Origin of the sequence: Povalibacter sp. (genome assembly GCF_036735925.1) — a bacterium.
Lineage (GTDB): Bacteria > Pseudomonadota > Gammaproteobacteria > Steroidobacterales > Steroidobacteraceae > Steroidobacter.
Window position 1 is genome coordinate 1 of sequence record NZ_DAINNK010000097.1, and the last position, 15883, is coordinate 15883.

At 64.1% G+C, this 15883-nt stretch carries 15 protein-coding genes and 1 pseudogene; 11 read left to right on the plus strand and 5 right to left on the minus strand.

The window, feature by feature from the left end:
- Positions 1-7 precede the first annotated feature (7 nt).
- From ubiA to rpoZ, 5 genes are all read right to left on the minus strand, one after another.
- Positions 8-877, minus strand: a complete 870-nt coding sequence (gene ubiA / locus V7D81_RS20610) for a 4-hydroxybenzoate octaprenyltransferase (RefSeq protein WP_442958369.1) — start codon at positions 875-877, stop codon at positions 8-10.
- A 230-nt stretch (positions 878-1107) separates the two neighbouring features.
- Positions 1108-3222, minus strand: coding sequence for an ATP-dependent DNA helicase RecG (gene recG / locus V7D81_RS20615; RefSeq protein WP_324319826.1), 2115 nt, complete (start codon positions 3220-3222; stop codon positions 1108-1110).
- A gap of 144 nt (positions 3223-3366) precedes the next feature.
- Positions 3367-3750: a RidA family protein gene (locus V7D81_RS20620; RefSeq protein WP_324319828.1), complete on the minus strand. Its 384-nt coding sequence runs from the start codon at positions 3748-3750 to the stop codon at positions 3367-3369.
- A 31-nt stretch (positions 3751-3781) separates the two neighbouring features.
- Complete coding sequence (gene spoT / locus V7D81_RS20625) at positions 3782-5941, minus strand: bifunctional GTP diphosphokinase/guanosine-3',5'-bis pyrophosphate 3'-pyrophosphohydrolase (protein ID WP_324319830.1); 2160 nt, start codon at positions 5939-5941, stop codon at positions 3782-3784.
- Between the two features lie 27 nt (positions 5942-5968).
- Complete coding sequence (rpoZ, locus tag V7D81_RS20630) at positions 5969-6256, minus strand: DNA-directed RNA polymerase subunit omega (protein ID WP_349257708.1); 288 nt, start codon at positions 6254-6256, stop codon at positions 5969-5971.
- Positions 6257-6502: 246 nt separating this feature from the next.
- Between rpoZ and V7D81_RS20635 the strand changes: the two genes are divergently transcribed.
- The 11 genes and pseudogenes from V7D81_RS20635 to V7D81_RS20685 form a co-directional block, all read left to right on the plus strand.
- Positions 6503-7135, plus strand: a complete 633-nt coding sequence (locus V7D81_RS20635) for a c-type cytochrome (RefSeq protein ID WP_324319832.1) — start codon at positions 6503-6505, stop codon at positions 7133-7135.
- 102 nt (positions 7136-7237) lie between these two features.
- Complete coding sequence (rsmG, locus tag V7D81_RS20640) at positions 7238-7867, plus strand: 16S rRNA (guanine(527)-N(7))-methyltransferase RsmG (protein ID WP_324319834.1); 630 nt, start codon at positions 7238-7240, stop codon at positions 7865-7867.
- A 175-nt stretch (positions 7868-8042) separates the two neighbouring features.
- The gene (locus V7D81_RS20645) at positions 8043-8846 is read left to right on the plus strand and encodes a ParA family protein (protein ID WP_324319836.1); all 804 of its coding nucleotides are present in this window, start codon (positions 8043-8045) and stop codon (positions 8844-8846) included.
- Positions 8847-8939: 93 nt separating this feature from the next.
- Positions 8940-9839, plus strand: coding sequence for a ParB/RepB/Spo0J family partition protein (locus tag V7D81_RS20650; RefSeq protein ID WP_324319838.1), 900 nt, complete (start codon positions 8940-8942; stop codon positions 9837-9839).
- Positions 9840-9971: 132 nt separating this feature from the next.
- Positions 9972-12170 carry a DUF5916 domain-containing protein gene (locus V7D81_RS20655; RefSeq protein WP_324319840.1) on the plus strand — a complete coding sequence of 733 codons (2199 nt, stop codon included), beginning with the start codon at positions 9972-9974 and terminating at the stop codon, positions 12168-12170.
- 311 nt (positions 12171-12481) lie between these two features.
- Entirely contained in the window at positions 12482-12910 is a 429-nt protein-coding gene (locus tag V7D81_RS20660; protein ID WP_324319842.1) for an ATP synthase subunit I, read from the plus strand.
- 18 nt (positions 12911-12928) lie between these two features.
- On the plus strand, positions 12929-13789 hold the full coding sequence (gene atpB / locus V7D81_RS20665) for a F0F1 ATP synthase subunit A (RefSeq protein WP_349257709.1): 861 nt from the start codon (positions 12929-12931) through the stop codon (positions 13787-13789).
- A 55-nt stretch (positions 13790-13844) separates the two neighbouring features.
- On the plus strand, positions 13845-14087 hold the full coding sequence (gene atpE / locus V7D81_RS20670) for a F0F1 ATP synthase subunit C (protein ID WP_324319847.1): 243 nt from the start codon (positions 13845-13847) through the stop codon (positions 14085-14087).
- 71 nt (positions 14088-14158) lie between these two features.
- Positions 14159-14638: a F0F1 ATP synthase subunit B gene (locus V7D81_RS20675; protein ID WP_324319849.1), complete on the plus strand. Its 480-nt coding sequence runs from the start codon at positions 14159-14161 to the stop codon at positions 14636-14638.
- A 15-nt stretch (positions 14639-14653) separates the two neighbouring features.
- Entirely contained in the window at positions 14654-15190 is a 537-nt protein-coding gene (locus tag V7D81_RS20680) for a F0F1 ATP synthase subunit delta (RefSeq protein WP_324319851.1), read from the plus strand.
- A 125-nt stretch (positions 15191-15315) separates the two neighbouring features.
- Positions 15316-15883 (plus strand): annotated as a pseudogene (locus tag V7D81_RS20685) (F0F1 ATP synthase subunit alpha); the annotation flags it as partial.

The window sequence follows — 15883 nt, forward strand, 5'->3', positions numbered from 1 at the left end:
GGCGCCGCTACCGGAATACATACTCCAGCGCGATCCCGATGAAGATCGCCATGCCGTAGTAATTGTTGTTGATGAATGCCTTGAAGCATTCCTCCGGCCTGCGGTCGCGGATCAGGTACTGCTGGTAGAGCGAGAAGATCGCAGCGGTGATGAGTCCGAGACCGAACCACAGGCCCAGTTCGAGTTCGCGCCCGGCGAGCCACAGCGCGTAGAGCGACATGAGCTGCATGATGCCGATGATGAAACGGTCGGCGTCGCCGAACAGGATGGCGCTGGAGCGGATGCCGAGCTTCCTGTCGTCCTCGCGATCCACCATCGCGTACATGGTGTCGTAGGCCATGGTCCACAGCAGGCCGGCGATGAACAGCAGCCAGGCCATGCGCGGCGGATATTCGCCCGTATGAGCCGCGTAGGCCATCGGCACCGACCAGGTGAAGGCCGCGCCGAGATAGAACTGCGGCAGCGGAAAGAAGCGCTTCATGAACGGATAGGTCAGCAGCAGCACCGCGCCGCCGATCGCCATGAGTTGCGTCAGATGATTCATGGTCAGCACCAGGCCGATCGCCACCAGCCCGAGGCTGATGCACAGCGCCAGCGCTTCGATGGGATCGAGTTCGCCCGTGGCGAGCGGCCGGTCGCGCGTCCGTTTCACATGCGCGTCGAAATCGCGGTCGGCGAAATCGTTCATGGCGCAGCCGGCCGAGCGCGTCAGCACCGTGCCGAGCACGAACACGATGAAGACGTGCGGATCGGGCTTGCCGCCGGACGACAGCCACAGCGCCCACAACACCGGCCACAACAGCAGCCAGATGCCGATCGGCTTGTCGAGACGCAGCAGCCGCGCGTAGGCATTCGCGCGCTTCGCCGCCGCCGGCAGGATCTCGGCGACGAAGGGGGTGGAGCCGATGCGATGGCCGAGCCAGCGCAGGCGAGAGGCGAAGTCGGGGGGGGAGGAGGACATGGGGACGGCGGCTGGCTACTGGCTGCTGGCGGCTGGCCAGAACAGAGAGCTGGAGTGTGCGGGCGTCGCCGGATGTTCGACAGTCGATTCCATACCCTCTCTGCTCATCTTGCCTTCTGGCCAGTCGCCAGTAGCCAGTCGCCCCCTCATACCTTGCCGAACTGCTCGCCGCGTCCGGTCCAGCGGCGCAGCAGCGGCGCTATGTTGGCCTCATTCTCCGCCAGCATCAATTCGGCAGTCTGCTGGACGCGCGGCAACAGATCGGCATCGCGCATGAGATCGGCCACGCGCATCTGCATGAGGCCGGTCTGTTTCGTGCCCAGCAATTCGCCGGGACCGCGCAGTTCGAGATCGCGCCGCGAGATCTCGAATCCATCGTTGGTCGCGCGCATGACGCCGAGACGTTCGCGCGCGACCTCAGTGAGCGGCGGGCGATACAGCAGCACGCAGTTGCTCTCCGCCGACCCGCGACCGACCCGGCCGCGCAACTGATGCAGCTGTGCGAGACCCATGCGTTCGGAATTCTCGATCACCATCAGGCTTGCGTTCGGCACGTCGACACCGACTTCAATGACCGTTGTGGCAACAAGCAGATCGATACTACCGGCCTTGAACTCGCTCATGACGGCATCCTTGTCGCGCGGCGTCATCCGGCCGTGCACCAGGCCCACGCGCAGCTCCGACAGCGCCTCGGCCAGCACGCGCGCGGTTTCTTCGGCGGCCTGCGCTTCCAGCTGCTCGGATTCCTCGACCAGCGGGCACACCCAGTACGCCTGTCGTTTCTGCCGGCAGGCATCGCGAATGCGCAGGACGATCTCGTCGCGGCGGCTCTCGGTCAGCGCCACGGTCTTCACTGGCGTGCGACCCGGAGGCAGTTCGTCGATGATCGACACGTCGAGGTCCGCATAGGCCGTCATCGCCAGCGTCCGCGGAATCGGCGTCGCCGTCATGATGAGCTGGTGCGGATAGCGGCCGGACGAGGCGCCTTTCTCGCGCAACAGCAGGCGCTGATGCACGCCGAAGCGATGCTGCTCGTCGACGATCACCAGACCGAGGCGGTGAAACTCGACCTGCTCCTGAAACAGCGCGTGCGTGCCGATCACGATCTGCGCCGAGCCCGACGCGATGTCCGCCAGTGCGCGCGTGCGTGCCGCGCTGGAACGTTTGCCGGTCAGCAATGCGATCTCGAGATCCAGCGGCGCGAGCCACGCTGCGAAGTTGCGGCCATGCTGTTCCGCCAGCAGTTCGGTCGGCGCCATGACGGCGGCCTGAAATCCTGCTTCGACCGCGCGTACGGCCGCCATCGCGGCTACCAGCGTCTTGCCGCTGCCCACGTCGCCCTGCACCAGCCGCAGCATCGGGCTCGGCTGCGCGAGATCGCGTTCGATGTCGGCCCAGGCGCGCTGCTGCGCACCGGTGGGTTTGAAAGGCAGCGAGCGCAGAAAGCCCTTCATGAGCGCGCGCTGCGGTTGAAAAGCCCAGCCCGGATCGCGCTGCACTTCGCGTCGCAGCAGTCGCAGGCTGAGGTGATGCGCCAGCATTTCCTCGAACGCCAGTCGTCGCTGCGCCGGATGCATGTACGCGGAGAGCTGTTCCAGACTCGCATCGGGCGGCGGCCGATGCACGTAGTCGAGCGCTTCGCGCAACGACGGCAGGTTCAGTTCGCGCAACGCCGACGCCGGCAGCCAGTCGCGAATCGTTTCATTGGCCACCTCGCGCAGCGCCATCGAGGTGAGCTGCCGCAATCGACCCTGCTGCACGCCTTCGGTCAGCGGATAGATCGGCGTGAGCGCCGGCTCGACGTCGCCGGGCGCATCGCTCGCCACGCGCCGATACTCCGGGTGCACGATCTCGAAGCCGCCGGGTCCGCGACGGATCTCGCCGTAACAGCGGATGCGGACGCCGCGCGCGAGCGACTGCTGCTGACTGGCATTGAAGTAGAAGAATCGCAGCGTCAGCGAACCGGAACCGTCGCTGAGCCGGCACAGCAACTGTCGCCGGCCGCGGAAGGCGACCTCGGTGAGCTGTACTTCGCCTTCGATGACGGCGCGCTCGCCGGCCTGCAGCGAACCGATCGCGGCGACTCGTGTGCGGTCTTCATAACGCAACGGCAACAGGAACAGCAGGTCCTGCACGGTCTCGATGCCGAGCTTCTGCAGTTTCTGCGCCAGTGCATCGCCGACGCCGCGCAACGCAGTGACGGGGCGCAATTCGGCGGAGGCGACCTGCGGCGGTCGTTGTGGGGAAGTGGAAGTGTTCATGGGTCGCCGTCCGTGGCGAGTGTAGCAAGGGAGTTGCGGGCGACAGGCGGCAGGAAACGGGCGACAGGCGACAGGCGACAGGCGACAGCAGGAGACCAAGCATCTTTCTGGCTGTCGCCTGTAGCCTGTCGCCCGTAGCCTTCCTTACTCCAGCTCCAGCACGCAATCCATCTCCACCGCCGCGCCCTTCGGCAACCCCGCGACCTGAATCGCCGCGCGCGCCGGATAGGGCTGCTGGAAATATTCCGCCATGATCTGGTTCAGCAGCGCGAAGTGCGACAGATCGGTGAGGAACACGTTGAGCTTGGTGACGTTCGCGAACGTGCCGCCCGAGGCCACGATGATGGCCTTGAGGTTGTCAAAGACGCGACGGATCTGCGCGTCCATTGAATCCGTCACCAGCTGCCCGGATCTCGGATCGAGCGGAATCTGGCCGGAGACGTAGACGGTGCTGCCGACCTTGACGGCCTGCGAGTAGGTGCCGACCGCGGCAGGTGCGTCGGGCGTGGAGATGATGGTGCGGGGCATGAGGAACCTCGAAGAAGGGGACTGGCTGACGTTACGCCAGCACTCGCGTAACGCGCATCACTTCCGGCATCTTGCGCAGATTCTTGATGACGCTCGCCAGGTGCTTGCGGTTCTTGACCTGCAGGTCGAACACCAGCGTCGAGGCATCGCCATCGCGCTCATCGACGGCGACGTGTTCGATGTTGGTGTCGGTCGAGGCGATGTTGGACGCAATGGCGGCGAGCGCGCCCATGCGATTGCTGACATCGATGCGGATCTCGACGTTGAACAGGCGATCGAGATTCGGCTGCCACGACACGGACAGCCACTTGTCGGGCTGCTTGCGGTAGTTGCGCAGGTTGCCGCAGACCTCGCGGTGGATCACGACGCCGCGGCCGCTGGACAGATACGCCATGATCGGATCGTTCGGGATCGGGAAGCAGCAGCGCGCGTAGCTGACGACCATGCCTTCGGTGCCGGCGATCGCCAGCGGCCCGGACTGCGGCACGGGTTCGGCGGGCGCGGCGGTGTCTGCGGGCAGCAGACGTCGCGCGACCAGCGGCGCGAGGCGTTCGCCGAGTCCGATGCGTTCGAACAGTTCTTCGGCGCTCTTGAGATTGAGTTCCGTGGCCGCGGATTGCACGCGCTCGTCCGGAATTTTCTTGAGCGCGAGACCGAGATCGCTGAGCGCCTGGTTGAGCAGGCGTTTGCCGAGTTCGACGGCTTCGGAGTGCTTGAGACTCTTGAGATAGTGACGAATGGCCGCGCGCGCCTTGGCGGTGACGACGAAGTTCACCCAGGCCGGATTCGGCGTCGCGCCCTTCGCGGTGATGATTTCCACGGTCTGGCCGTTGCGCAGCGGCGTGCGCAGCGGTACGAGCCGTCGATCCACCTTCGCCGCGACGCAGTGATTGCCGATGTCGGTGTGCACGCTGTACGCGAAATCCACGGCGGTGGCGTTGCGCGGCAGGCGGCGGATTTCGCCGCGCGGCGTGAACACGTAGACCTTGTCCGGGAACAGGTCGACCTTCACGCTCTCCATGAATTCTTCGGAATTGCCGCCGTGCTGGATTTCCATCAGCTGCTGCAGCCATTCGCTGGCGCGGTCGCGATAGGCGCGTCCCTGGTCTTCGCTGTTCTTGTATTGCCAGTGCGCGGCGATGCCCGATTCGGCAACGCGGTTCATTTCTTCGGTGCGGATCTGCACTTCGATCGGCATGCCGTTCGGGCCGAACAGCGTCGTGTGCAATGACTGATAGCCGTTGACGCGCGGAATCGCGATGTAGTCCTTGAAGCGTCCGGGCATCGGGCGATACAGCCCGTGCACCAGCCCGAGCGCGCGATAGCAGGTGTCGACGCTGTCGACGACGATGCGGAAACCGAACACGTCGACGATGGAAGTCAGCGGCGCGCGCTTGCGGCGCATTTTCTGATAGACGCTGTAGAGATGCTTTTCGCGTCCTTCGACGCGACCCTTGATGCCGGCCTTCTCCAGGCCGCTGCGCAGGTTGTCGGCGATCTTGCCGACGAACTGCTTCTGGTTGCCGCGCGCCTTTTTCAGTGCGCGCTCGATGATGCGGTAGCGGCCCGGATACAGGGATTTGAACCCGAGATCTTCCAGTTCCGACTTCACCGAATGAATGCCGAGGCGATTGGCGATCGGCGCGTAGATCTCCAGCGTCTCGCGCGCGATGGTGCGGCGCTTCGCCGGCGGCATGGCGCCGAGCGTGCGCATGTTGTGCGTGCGATCGGCCAGCTTGACCATGACGACGCGGATGTCGCGCACCATGGCCAGCAGCATCTTGCGGAAGGATTCGGCCTGCGCCTCGGCGCGGCTGCGGAACTGGATCTGGTCGAGTTTGGAAACGCCGTCGACCAGTTCGGCCACTTCGGCGCCGAAGCGCTCGGCGATCTCTTCCTTCGAGCTCGCCGTGTCCTCGATGACGTCGTGCAGGATGGCGGCGACGATGGTCTGCGCGTCGAGGTGCAGGTCGGCCAGGATGTCGGCGACCGCCACCGGGTGGGCGATGTACGGTTCGCCGCTCAGGCGCTTCTGACCCTGGTGGGCCTCGGCGCCGAATTCATACGCATCGCGGACCCGGTCGACCTGGGCCGGCGGCAGGTAGGTTTCGAGCTTGTTGAGAAGCTGCGTGACGCCTATCGAGCGTCTTCCGGTCGGCAGCAGACTCAGAATGGAAGACGCATAGTCCATGACGGGCGAGGAGGATCCGCTGCGGGTTTAGTCCCCCAGCCCGAGGTGCGGTGCGCGCAGCTCGCCGGACATCATCATGTCCGCGTCCGGCATCATTTCCGGAACCGGTCGCTGTTCGACCTCTTCCAGAATTTCCGGACCAATATGACCGGCGGCGATTTCGCGCAGGGCCACGACCGTCATCTTGTCGTTCTCCGCATCCACGGTCGGCTCGGCGCCATTGGCCAGTTTGCGCGAGCGTTTCGCCGCAACCATGACCAGCTGGAACAGATTCGGGACGTGTTGCAGACAGTCTTCGACAGTGATGCGAGCCATGGAAACCTCAAAGCGGGCGGGGAGTGGCGCCGGGGCGGAGCCTCGGGGCGCGAAAAGTATAGCCGAGCCACCCCGCGGATGTGAGCCGCAACCTGCAGGATTCATGGGAAACCTGACCCAAACCCGTGAATTGGCGCTATTCATCAACAATAGCGCGGGCTACCATTGCGCCCCCCCGCTGACCGGCACCCCTCTGGCCTCGAGCCGGCAGCGTACGAATTTGCCAAGAACGTGCGGAGACGAGGAATGAAGTTTCGACCGACCCTGCTGGCGCTCGGCCTGGGTGCAATCGCCATCGCCACGAGCACCGGTGCCGCTGCCGAGGGCAATGCCGAGAATGGCAAGAAGCTCGCCTACACCTGCCACGGCTGCCACGGGGTTCCCAACTACAAGAACGTCTGGCCCGAGTACAACGTCCCGCGCCTCGGCAACCAGAACCTGAAGTACCTGACGGTGGCCCTGGCGGAATACGCCTCCGGCGAACGTCCGCATCCGACCATGCACGCGCAAGCCAGCTCGCTCAACGCCCAGGATCGCGAAGACATCGCGGCCTTCCTGCATGCCGAAGGCGTCAACCCGGACGCCGAAGTCGTCGGCACGCCGCCCGCGGCGACCCAGACCTGCGTGCAGTGCCATGGCGCCAACGGTGCCAAGGCCCTGTCGGACGACTACCCCGCACTGGCGGGCCAGTACGCGGACTACATCGTGCACGCGCTCAAGGACTACAAGAGCGGCAAGCGCAAGAACGCGATCATGGCCGGCATCATCGCGGGCGTGGATGAAAAGGACTTCGAAGCCATCGCGCATTTCTTCTCGCAGCAGACGGGGCTGTGCGATACCCGGCACATACGTCTCGAAGGCAAGTGCGCGAAGAAGTGACTCATCCTTCTTCCTGTGGGGCCGGCTTCAGCCGGCCTGCGGCAGTGTCAGGCTAAAGCCTGACCTACAGGGGGATGAGAGTTCGCTCTCCCTGCCTCTCTAATGAGTCCCACTCTCGTCGAAAGCGCGGCAAAGCTCGGCATCGCACTGAGCGCTGATCAAGCAGCGAAGCTGCTGCGCGTGCTGGACGAACTCGACGACTGGAATCAGCGCATGAACCTCACGGCGATCCGTGAGCGATCGGCGCAGATCACCAAGCATCTGCTCGACAGCCTGTCGATCCAGTCCTTCCTGCGCGGATCGCGCGTGTGCGACATCGGCACCGGTGCGGGATTTCCCGGCATTCCGCTCGCCATCGTGAATCCGGAGCGGCAGTTCACGCTGGTCGATTCCACGGCGAAGAAACTCAAGTTCATCGATCACGTGGCGCAGCTGCTCGAACTGCGCAACATCGTCACCGTTCACACGCGTGCCGAAGCTTTTCGTCCCGACGAACGCTTCGACATCGTCGTTTCGCGCGCCGTGGGGCCCGTCGAGCAGTTCGTCAAATGGGCCGGGCATCTCGCTGTCGGCGGCGGGCGACTGCTCGCCATGAAAGGGAAATTCCCCGAAGACGAAGTCAAGAAACTTCCCAACGGCTGGAAACTCGCGGCGATCCATCGACTTGACGTTCCCGGTCTGGACGAAGAGCGCCATCTTGTGGAAATCTGCCGGTCGCACGATCGCGTCTAGCGATCATGCGGGCCGCTGGCAAACTGGCTACTGGTCTCTGGCCAGAGAAGAGTCCAGTATCGATCAGATTCACGTCCTTGGATTCTCCGGCCAATCGAGGGCCAGTTGCATGACTTGCATCGCCATTCCGCTCTGGCCAGTGGCCAGTCGCCAGTAGACCAGTCGGCCTCTTCTCATGCACCGCATTCTCGCCATCACCAATCAGAAAGGCGGCGTCGGCAAGACGACGACGAGCGTGAATCTCGCCGCGTCGCTGGCGGCGACGAAGCGGCGCGTGCTGCTGATCGATTGCGATCCGCAGGGCAATGCGACGATGGGCTGCGGCGTCGACAAGCGCACGGTGCAGCGCACGACCACCGACGTGCTGCTGGGCGATTGCGATCTCGCCTCGGCGCTGCTGTCGGTCGACTATTCCGATTTCAAACTGCTGCCGGCCAATCAGGACCTGGTGGCCGCCGAAGTGGAGCTGATGGGCAAGCCGGGCTGCGAATCGCGCCTGCGCAATGCATTGCAGCCGGTGCTGGACCAGTTCGACATCGTGCTGATCGACTGCCCGCCTTCGCTCAACATGCTGACGGTCAATGCGCTGGTCGCGGCCGACGGCGTGCTGATCCCGATGCAGTGCGAGTACTACGCGCTCGAAGGTCTCACCGCGCTCGTCGGCACCATCGACCAGATCAAGGCCGGCCCGAATCCGCAGCTGGAGATCCACGGCATCCTGCGCACCATGTTCGATCCGCGAAACAACCTCGCCAACGAAGTCTCGGCGCAGCTCATGGAGCATTTCCCCGGTCGCGTCTTCCGCACCATCATTCCGCGCAACGTGCGTCTCGCCGAGGCCCCGAGCTTTGGCAAGCCCGCGCTGTATTTCGATCGCGAGTCCCGCGGCGCGCTGGCCTACCTCGCGCTCGCCGGCGAAATGATCCGCCGCGCCGAAGGCGAGCCGATGGCGCCGACGGCGGATGCGGTGGGAACGTGAGAGTGGCTGCTGGCCGGAAGGCCCACGTGTTCCCGTCCGGGATCTGTTCTGGCCAGTTGCCAGGTGCCCGTTGCCAGTCGGCCTTTTAAACGAATGTCCACCAAACGCCCCAGCCTCGGACGCGGACTCGGCGCATTGCTCGGTCAACCGGCGCCCGTCGATAGCGGCACTTCCGCCGTAGCGCAGCTGCGTCCCGATGAAGAGTTGCTCAAGCTGCCGGTCGATCTGCTTCAGCGCGGCAAATATCAGCCGCGCATCGACATGCACACCGACACGCTGCAGGAGCTGGCGGATTCGATCAAGGCACAGGGACTGATCCAGCCGATTCTCGTGCGACCGCTGGGCGATGCGCCGGCGGGCCAGCCGCGACGCTACGAAATCATCGCCGGCGAACGCCGCTGGCGTGCGGCGCAGCTCGCCGGCCTTCACGAAATTCCCGCGATCGTGCGCCGCGTTGCGGATGAGGCCGCGGTGGCGATGGCGCTCATCGAGAACATCCAGCGCGAGAACCTGAATCCGCTGGAAGAGGCGCGGGCGCTGCAGCGGCTGATTTCCGAATTCGAGATGACGCATGCCACCGCCGCCGAAGCGGTGGGCCGCTCGCGCGCCACTGTATCGAATCTGCTGCGGCTGCTCGATCTGTGCGATGAAGCAAAGGGCTTCGTCGAACGCGGCGAACTGGAAATGGGCCATGCGCGCGCGTTGCTGGGCCTGGAGAACCAGCGCCAGCAGGCGGAAGTCGCGGCGCAGGTGGCGAAGAAAAAGCTCTCGGTGCGCGAAACCGAGGCGCTCGTGCGCCGCATGCTCGCCGGTCCGCAGGAATCGACGCCGGCACCGAAGGCCGATCCGAATGTCCGCAAGCTCGAAAGCGATCTGTCGGAAAAGCTCGGCGCCAGGGTGCAGGTGCAGCATTCCGGCTCAGGCAAGGGAAAGCTGGTGATCACCTATCACTCGCTCGATGAACTCGACGGTATCATCGGCCACATTCGCTGACGCCGAGGACGCACGGATGAGCAACGCCTGCATGGAAGCATTCCCGCAATGCCGCCCGCGCGGTTGAACGACATCGCGCCTCCCCGTACGACAATACGAAAGACTTCTTGCGCCGCCGCAGCACTGTATACAGTGCTGCTCCTGCCGGTGATCGCGCGAGGTGCCATCGACGTCGATGGCCGGTTCGACGAACCCGAATGGCAGCAGGCCGTCGATTGCGGCCAGTGGTATCGCATCGAGCCGTTCGCGCGCGACATACCGCGCTATCGCAGTGACGTACGGATCGTCGCGACGCCCGAGGGGCTTGCGGCCGCATTCACCCTGGATCAGCCGGCCGGCGCGCGACGCGTCAAGCCGCGCACGCCGCGCGATGCCGAAACGTTCCCCGGCGATTCGGTCCGCCTGCTGATCGACTTCGATGCGACCGGGCAGGTCGGATACGAATTCTCCGTCGGCCTCGGCGGCGGCGTGCGCGACGGCACGCTCACGAACGAGAACAAGTTCAGCCGCGACTGGGACGGCGAGTGGCGCAGCCAGGTTCGCGAAACGCCGGACCAGTGGTTCGTGGAAATCCTCGTGCCGTGGCACGCCGTGAACATGCGGCCCACCAGCAAGCCGATGCGCGAAATCGGCGTGTATGCGTCGCGCTATCTGTTCGATCGCAACGAGCGCTTCGCCTGTCCCGGGATTTCCGACGATTCGCCGGCGTTTCTCGCGGACTTCCGCCGCATCGAGGTGGCGCAGTTCAGCGCGGCGCCGGCACTCGACGTCGTGCCGTATGCGAGCGTCATCAGGAACAACCTGGAGCCCACGCTCGAAGGCAAGGTGGGCGTCGACGTGAGCTGGAAGCCGACGCCGAATTTCTGGCTTACCGCCACGTTGAATCCCGATTTCGGCCAGGTCGAAAGCGACGAACTGGTGGTCGACTTCTCGGCGATCGAAACCGTGTTCACGGACAAGCGTCCCTTCTTCACCGAAAACCAGAACTTGTTCGCGCTCGCCACGCCGGCCAACGGCCAGCTCATCTATACACGCCGGGTGGGCGCGGCGCCGGACGACGGCAGTGCCGGCTCCAGCGATATCGACGCGGCGCTGAAGATCTCGGGCAGTGCCGGCTCGTTCGACTACGGCGCCTTCGTTGCGCAGGAGGACGAATACGACGAAGACCTGGGGCGTCTGTTCGGCGCCGCGCGCCTGCGATTCACGCTGCCGACGGGCCGCGTCGGCTATCTCGGCAGCTGGACCGATCGTCCGTTCCTCGATCGTCACGCCGCGGTCAATGCGCTCGACTTCGATCTCACGCCCAACGACTGGTGGCGCTTCGCCGGACAGCTGATCCGCAGCGACATCGACACGGGCGCAGCGCGCGCAGCGGGATACGAAGCGTGGCTGCGGGCGGACTTCAATCGTTCCGCACCGCTGTCGCATTCGCTGACGCTGCTGACCATCGACGACGACTTCGATCTCAACGACCTGGGCTACATGGAGCGCAACTCGCTGCGCCAGGTCGAATGGACGACGCTGCGGCGGATCGGCAAGGACGGCGGTCGCGTCAGCGGCGAAAGCCAGCAACTGACCCTGCAGTACCGCGAGAACGACGCGGGCGAGCGCCTGCAATCCAACATCGAGCTGCTGCGGCAGGTGAACTACCGCAGCGGCTGGCTCGCCTACGAACGGCTGCGCCTGATTCCAAACGGCGTCGACGATCTGATTTCGCGCGGCAACGGACCGGTGCGGTTCGACACGCGGTACAGCGCCTACGCCGATTTCACCTCGCCGCGCTTCGGCGACTGGCAGTTCATCTTCAGCGGCTACCTGTTCCCGCAGGGCATCGAGGATTACTCGGGCTGGCTGCAGTTCACGGGGCTGTGGTACCCGGTCGAACAGCTCACGCTGCGGCTCGATCTGCGGCCGCAGTACGCAGACGAGTGGCTGCTGTGGCAACAGGACAATGATTTCGGCACCTACCGGGCACCGCGCCTCGATCTCGATTTCCGGCTCGACTGGATTCCCGCGCCGCGCCACGAATTGCGGCTGCGCTGGCAGTGGATCGGCATTTCCGCCGAGCCGCGGCAGGCCTGGCAGAACGATGTCGATGGCCGTTTGCATCCCGTTCCGGTCGCGCTCGAACCGTTCACGGTGAACAATCTCGGCATTCAATTGCGCTATCGCTATTCGCTTGCGCCGCAGTCCGATCTTTATGTGGTGTATGCCCGCGGCGGATTCGATCTGTTGAACGATGACGACCGCGAAGTGGCGCAGCTCTTCAAAGACATGGGCGAGGTCCGCGACGCAGACCAGTTTCTGATCAAGCTCAGCTACCGCCTGTAGCCGCTGTCGATTCGTCGCTGCTGTTTTTCCTTACGCGTCTGGTAGTTACGCGCTTTGCCGAAATCGCACAGCGGACGACAGCAGCGCCGCGTCTTTGTCGCGAAAAGCACCTTACGATTTCTTGAAGCACTGCAAAACGCTGCGTATAATCCGCCGCCTTTTCCGGCCGGGCAGAAATGCGGTCGGGGTGGGTTTGTCGTAATGCCACACGTCGCCGACTGGTCGGTCAACGCAGTGGCATTTTTGTTGTCCGTCGATCGGATGGGCGTACTGGCCGAGGCGGTGTCCGTAGAGATGCTCAGGGCAAGGTCGTGAGCAGCAACTCGCTGGGCAATGCAGCCCGCCAGTCCGTGAAGATCCTGCAGTGGCAGTTGATCTGGATCGTCGTGATGGCAGCCATCGGCGGCATGGCGTTCGGCGGGCGAGCCGGATGGTCAGTGCTGGTGGGCGGCGGTATCGGATCGCTGTGGACGGACTACATGGCCTTCACGCTGTTCCGGCACAGCCTGAATCACGGTGCCGGTCTGAGCGCCGCGAGTTTCCTGGTGGCCTGGCTGGTGAAGCTGGTTCTCACGCTGGGATTGCTGGTGATCGCCTTTCGCTCGAAAGCGATGGCGCCGCTGGGATTGATCGCAGGATTGTTCGGAGCGCTGTTGGCGTACTGGGCCTCGCTGGCCTTCGCCAAATCGCAGCGCAAGTCGGCCGCTGGCACGGCCGGCAACGGATCGGGGAAAGGGTAAATCATGCAGAGATTCTTGATGGCAAGTGAGGGCGGGCACGAATCCGGCGGAATGTCCGGCTATATCTCCCATCACCTGACCTATCTCGCTAACAAGGTCCAGCACGGCCTCTTCGACATCAACGTCCTGCATCTCGATACGATTTTCTTTTCGATTCTCTGCGGCTTGCTCTTCCTGATCCCGTTCTATTTCGCGGCGCGTCGTTCAACGGCGGGTGTGCCGGGCCGCTTCCAGGCATTCGTTGAAATGCTGGTCGAGTTCGTCGAAGAACAGGCCAAGGGGATGGTTCACGGCAAGCTGACCTACATCGCGCCGCTGGCTCTTTCCGTGTTCGTCTGGGTTGCCCTGATGAATGCCATCGACCTGCTTCCGGTCGATCTGCTGCCCTGGATCGCCCACAACATATTCCATATCGATTACCTGCGGCCCCTGCCGACGGCTGACTTGAATGGCACGTTCGGAATGGCTATCGCGGTGCTGCTGCTGGTGGTCTTCTACAACATCAAGGTCAAGGGCATCGGCGGTTGGCTGCATCAGTGGGTCACGGCGCCGTTCGGCATGGTCAAGATCACGGCGAATCCACTCACGTGGCTCGGCGCGATCGTGCTGGCCGTGGTCAACGCCCTGTTCACCGCGATCGAGTACGTTGGCCAGACGCTCTCTCACGGCATGCGTCTCTTCGGCAACATGTACGCCGGCGAGCTTATCTTCTTCCTCATTGCCGGACTCGGTGGCACGGCCACCGTGCTGGGTATGGCCGGGCACCTGATCATGGGTTCCGTGTGGGCGATCTTCCACATCCTGATCGTGCTGCTGCAGGCGTTCATTTTCATGATGCTTACGCTGGCCTATGTCGGCCAGGCGCACGAGCATCACTAAGGTTTCGTTTCTTCACTGATCGTTTAGTTGGTTTGGTTTTTTCCGGAGAACTCTCATGACAGACGTAGCATTTGTCGCCCTGGCTTGCGGTTTGATCATCGGCATCGGCGCGCTGGGCGCGTGCATCGGCGTCGGCATCATGGCTGCCAAGTACATCGAGTCGTCGGCTCGCCAGCCTGAACTCATGAACGTGCTGCAGACCAAGGTCTTCCTGCTCCTCGGCCTCATCGACGCGTCGTTCATCATCGGCGTCGGTATCGCGCTGTGGTTCGCGACTGCCAATCCGTTCGCGGGTTGAAGTCACTTGGGCGCGCCGCGCAAGCGAGCGCGCTTGAACGCAGGTCGATTGCAGTTTAGGCAGTTACTTCCATGAATCTGAACGCAACACTGTTCGTGCAGCTGGCGGTGTTCTTCGTCCTGTCCTGGGTGACGATGAAGTTCATCTGGCCGCCGCTGATCGCAGCCATCGACGAACGCCGCAAGAAAATCGCCGAAGGTCTCGCGTCCGCAGAAAAAGCGGACAAGAGCCTCGCCGAAGCCAAGGCGAGCGCCACGGTCGTGCTGAAGGAAGCGCATGCCCAGGCGAGCAAGATCATCGAGCAGGCGAACCGCCGCTCGAATGAACTCGTCGAGGAAGCGCGCGGTACGGCGATCGCGGAAGGCCAGCGTCTGATCGGCGCTGCCCGCGAGCAGGTCGAACTCGATTCGAACCGCGCCCGTGCCGAGCTCAGCCAGCAGGTGGCGGCCATCGCGGTGAGCGGCGCCAGCAAGCTGCTGGGTCGCGAGATCGACGCGAAGACCCACGCGGACCTGCTCGACAAGCTGGCGCTCGAAATCGAGCGCGGTTGACGCACCGGAGCATCGATGGCTGAGAAAATCACAATCGCCCGGCCCTATGCCCGCGCCGCGTTCGCGTATGCGCAGGAGCACAAGGCCTTTGCGAAGTGGTCGGAGCTGCTGGGCAACGGCTCAACGGTCGTTGCGGATGAGCGCGTCGCGCGGTTGCTGTCGAGCCCGCGCCTCACGCCCTCGCAGCTGGTCGATCTGGTCGGCGAAGCGAGCGGAGTGACGCTCGACGAGCACGGCAAGAACTTCCTCGACACGCTGGCGCAGAACCGCCGTCTGGGCCTGCTGCCCGAGATCGCGGCGATCTACGAAACCCTGCGTGCGGAAGTCGAGAACATCGCCGATGTGCAGATCACGTCGGCCGTGGCACTGAGCGATGCACAGCGCGAGCGTCTGTCGGCTGCGCTGCGCAAGCGCATGAAGCGTGAGATTCGTCTGCATTGCGACGTCGATGCCTCGTTGCTCGGTGGCGCCATCGTGCGCTCGGGCGACCTGGTCATCGACGGGTCGCTGAAGTCGGGTCTCGATCGGCTGGCCAGCGAACTGGCGCACTAGACAACGGGCTACGGGCTGCAGGCCACGGCCAGAAGGTTTTTGAATCACAATTTGGTTGGTCAGGCACATCGTGTTGGGTTCCGGCTGTCGCCCGTAGCCCGTCGCCTGTAGCCGAGGTAACGGTAATGTCCATCAAGGCATCTGAAATCAGCGATCTGATCAAGTCGCGCATCGAGAAGTTCGCGAGTGCGACCGAAGAGCGCAACGTCGGCACGGTCGTGACCGTGACGGACGGCATCGTGCGCATCCACGGTCTCGCCGACGTGAAGTACGGCGAAATGCTCGAATTCCCCGGCGGCAGCACGGGCCTCGCGCTGAACCTGGAACAGGATTCGGTCGGCGCCGTCGTGCTCGGCGAGTACAAGCACATCGCCGAAGGCGCCACGGTCAAGACCACCGGCCGCATTCTCGAAGTGCCGGTCGGCGAAGCGCTGCTCGGCCGCGTCGTCGACGCGCTCGGCAATCCGATCGACGGCAAGGGCCCGATCGCGACGACCCAGAAGGCGCCGATCGAGCGCGTTGCGCCGGGCGTCGTGTTCCGCAAGTCGGTCAACCAGCCGGTGCAGACGGGCTACAAGGCCGTCGACTCGATGGTCCCGGTCGGCCGCGGCCAGCGCGAACTGATCATCGGCGACCGCCAGACCGGCAAGACCGCGCTCGCCATCGACACGATCATCAACCAGAAGAACTCCG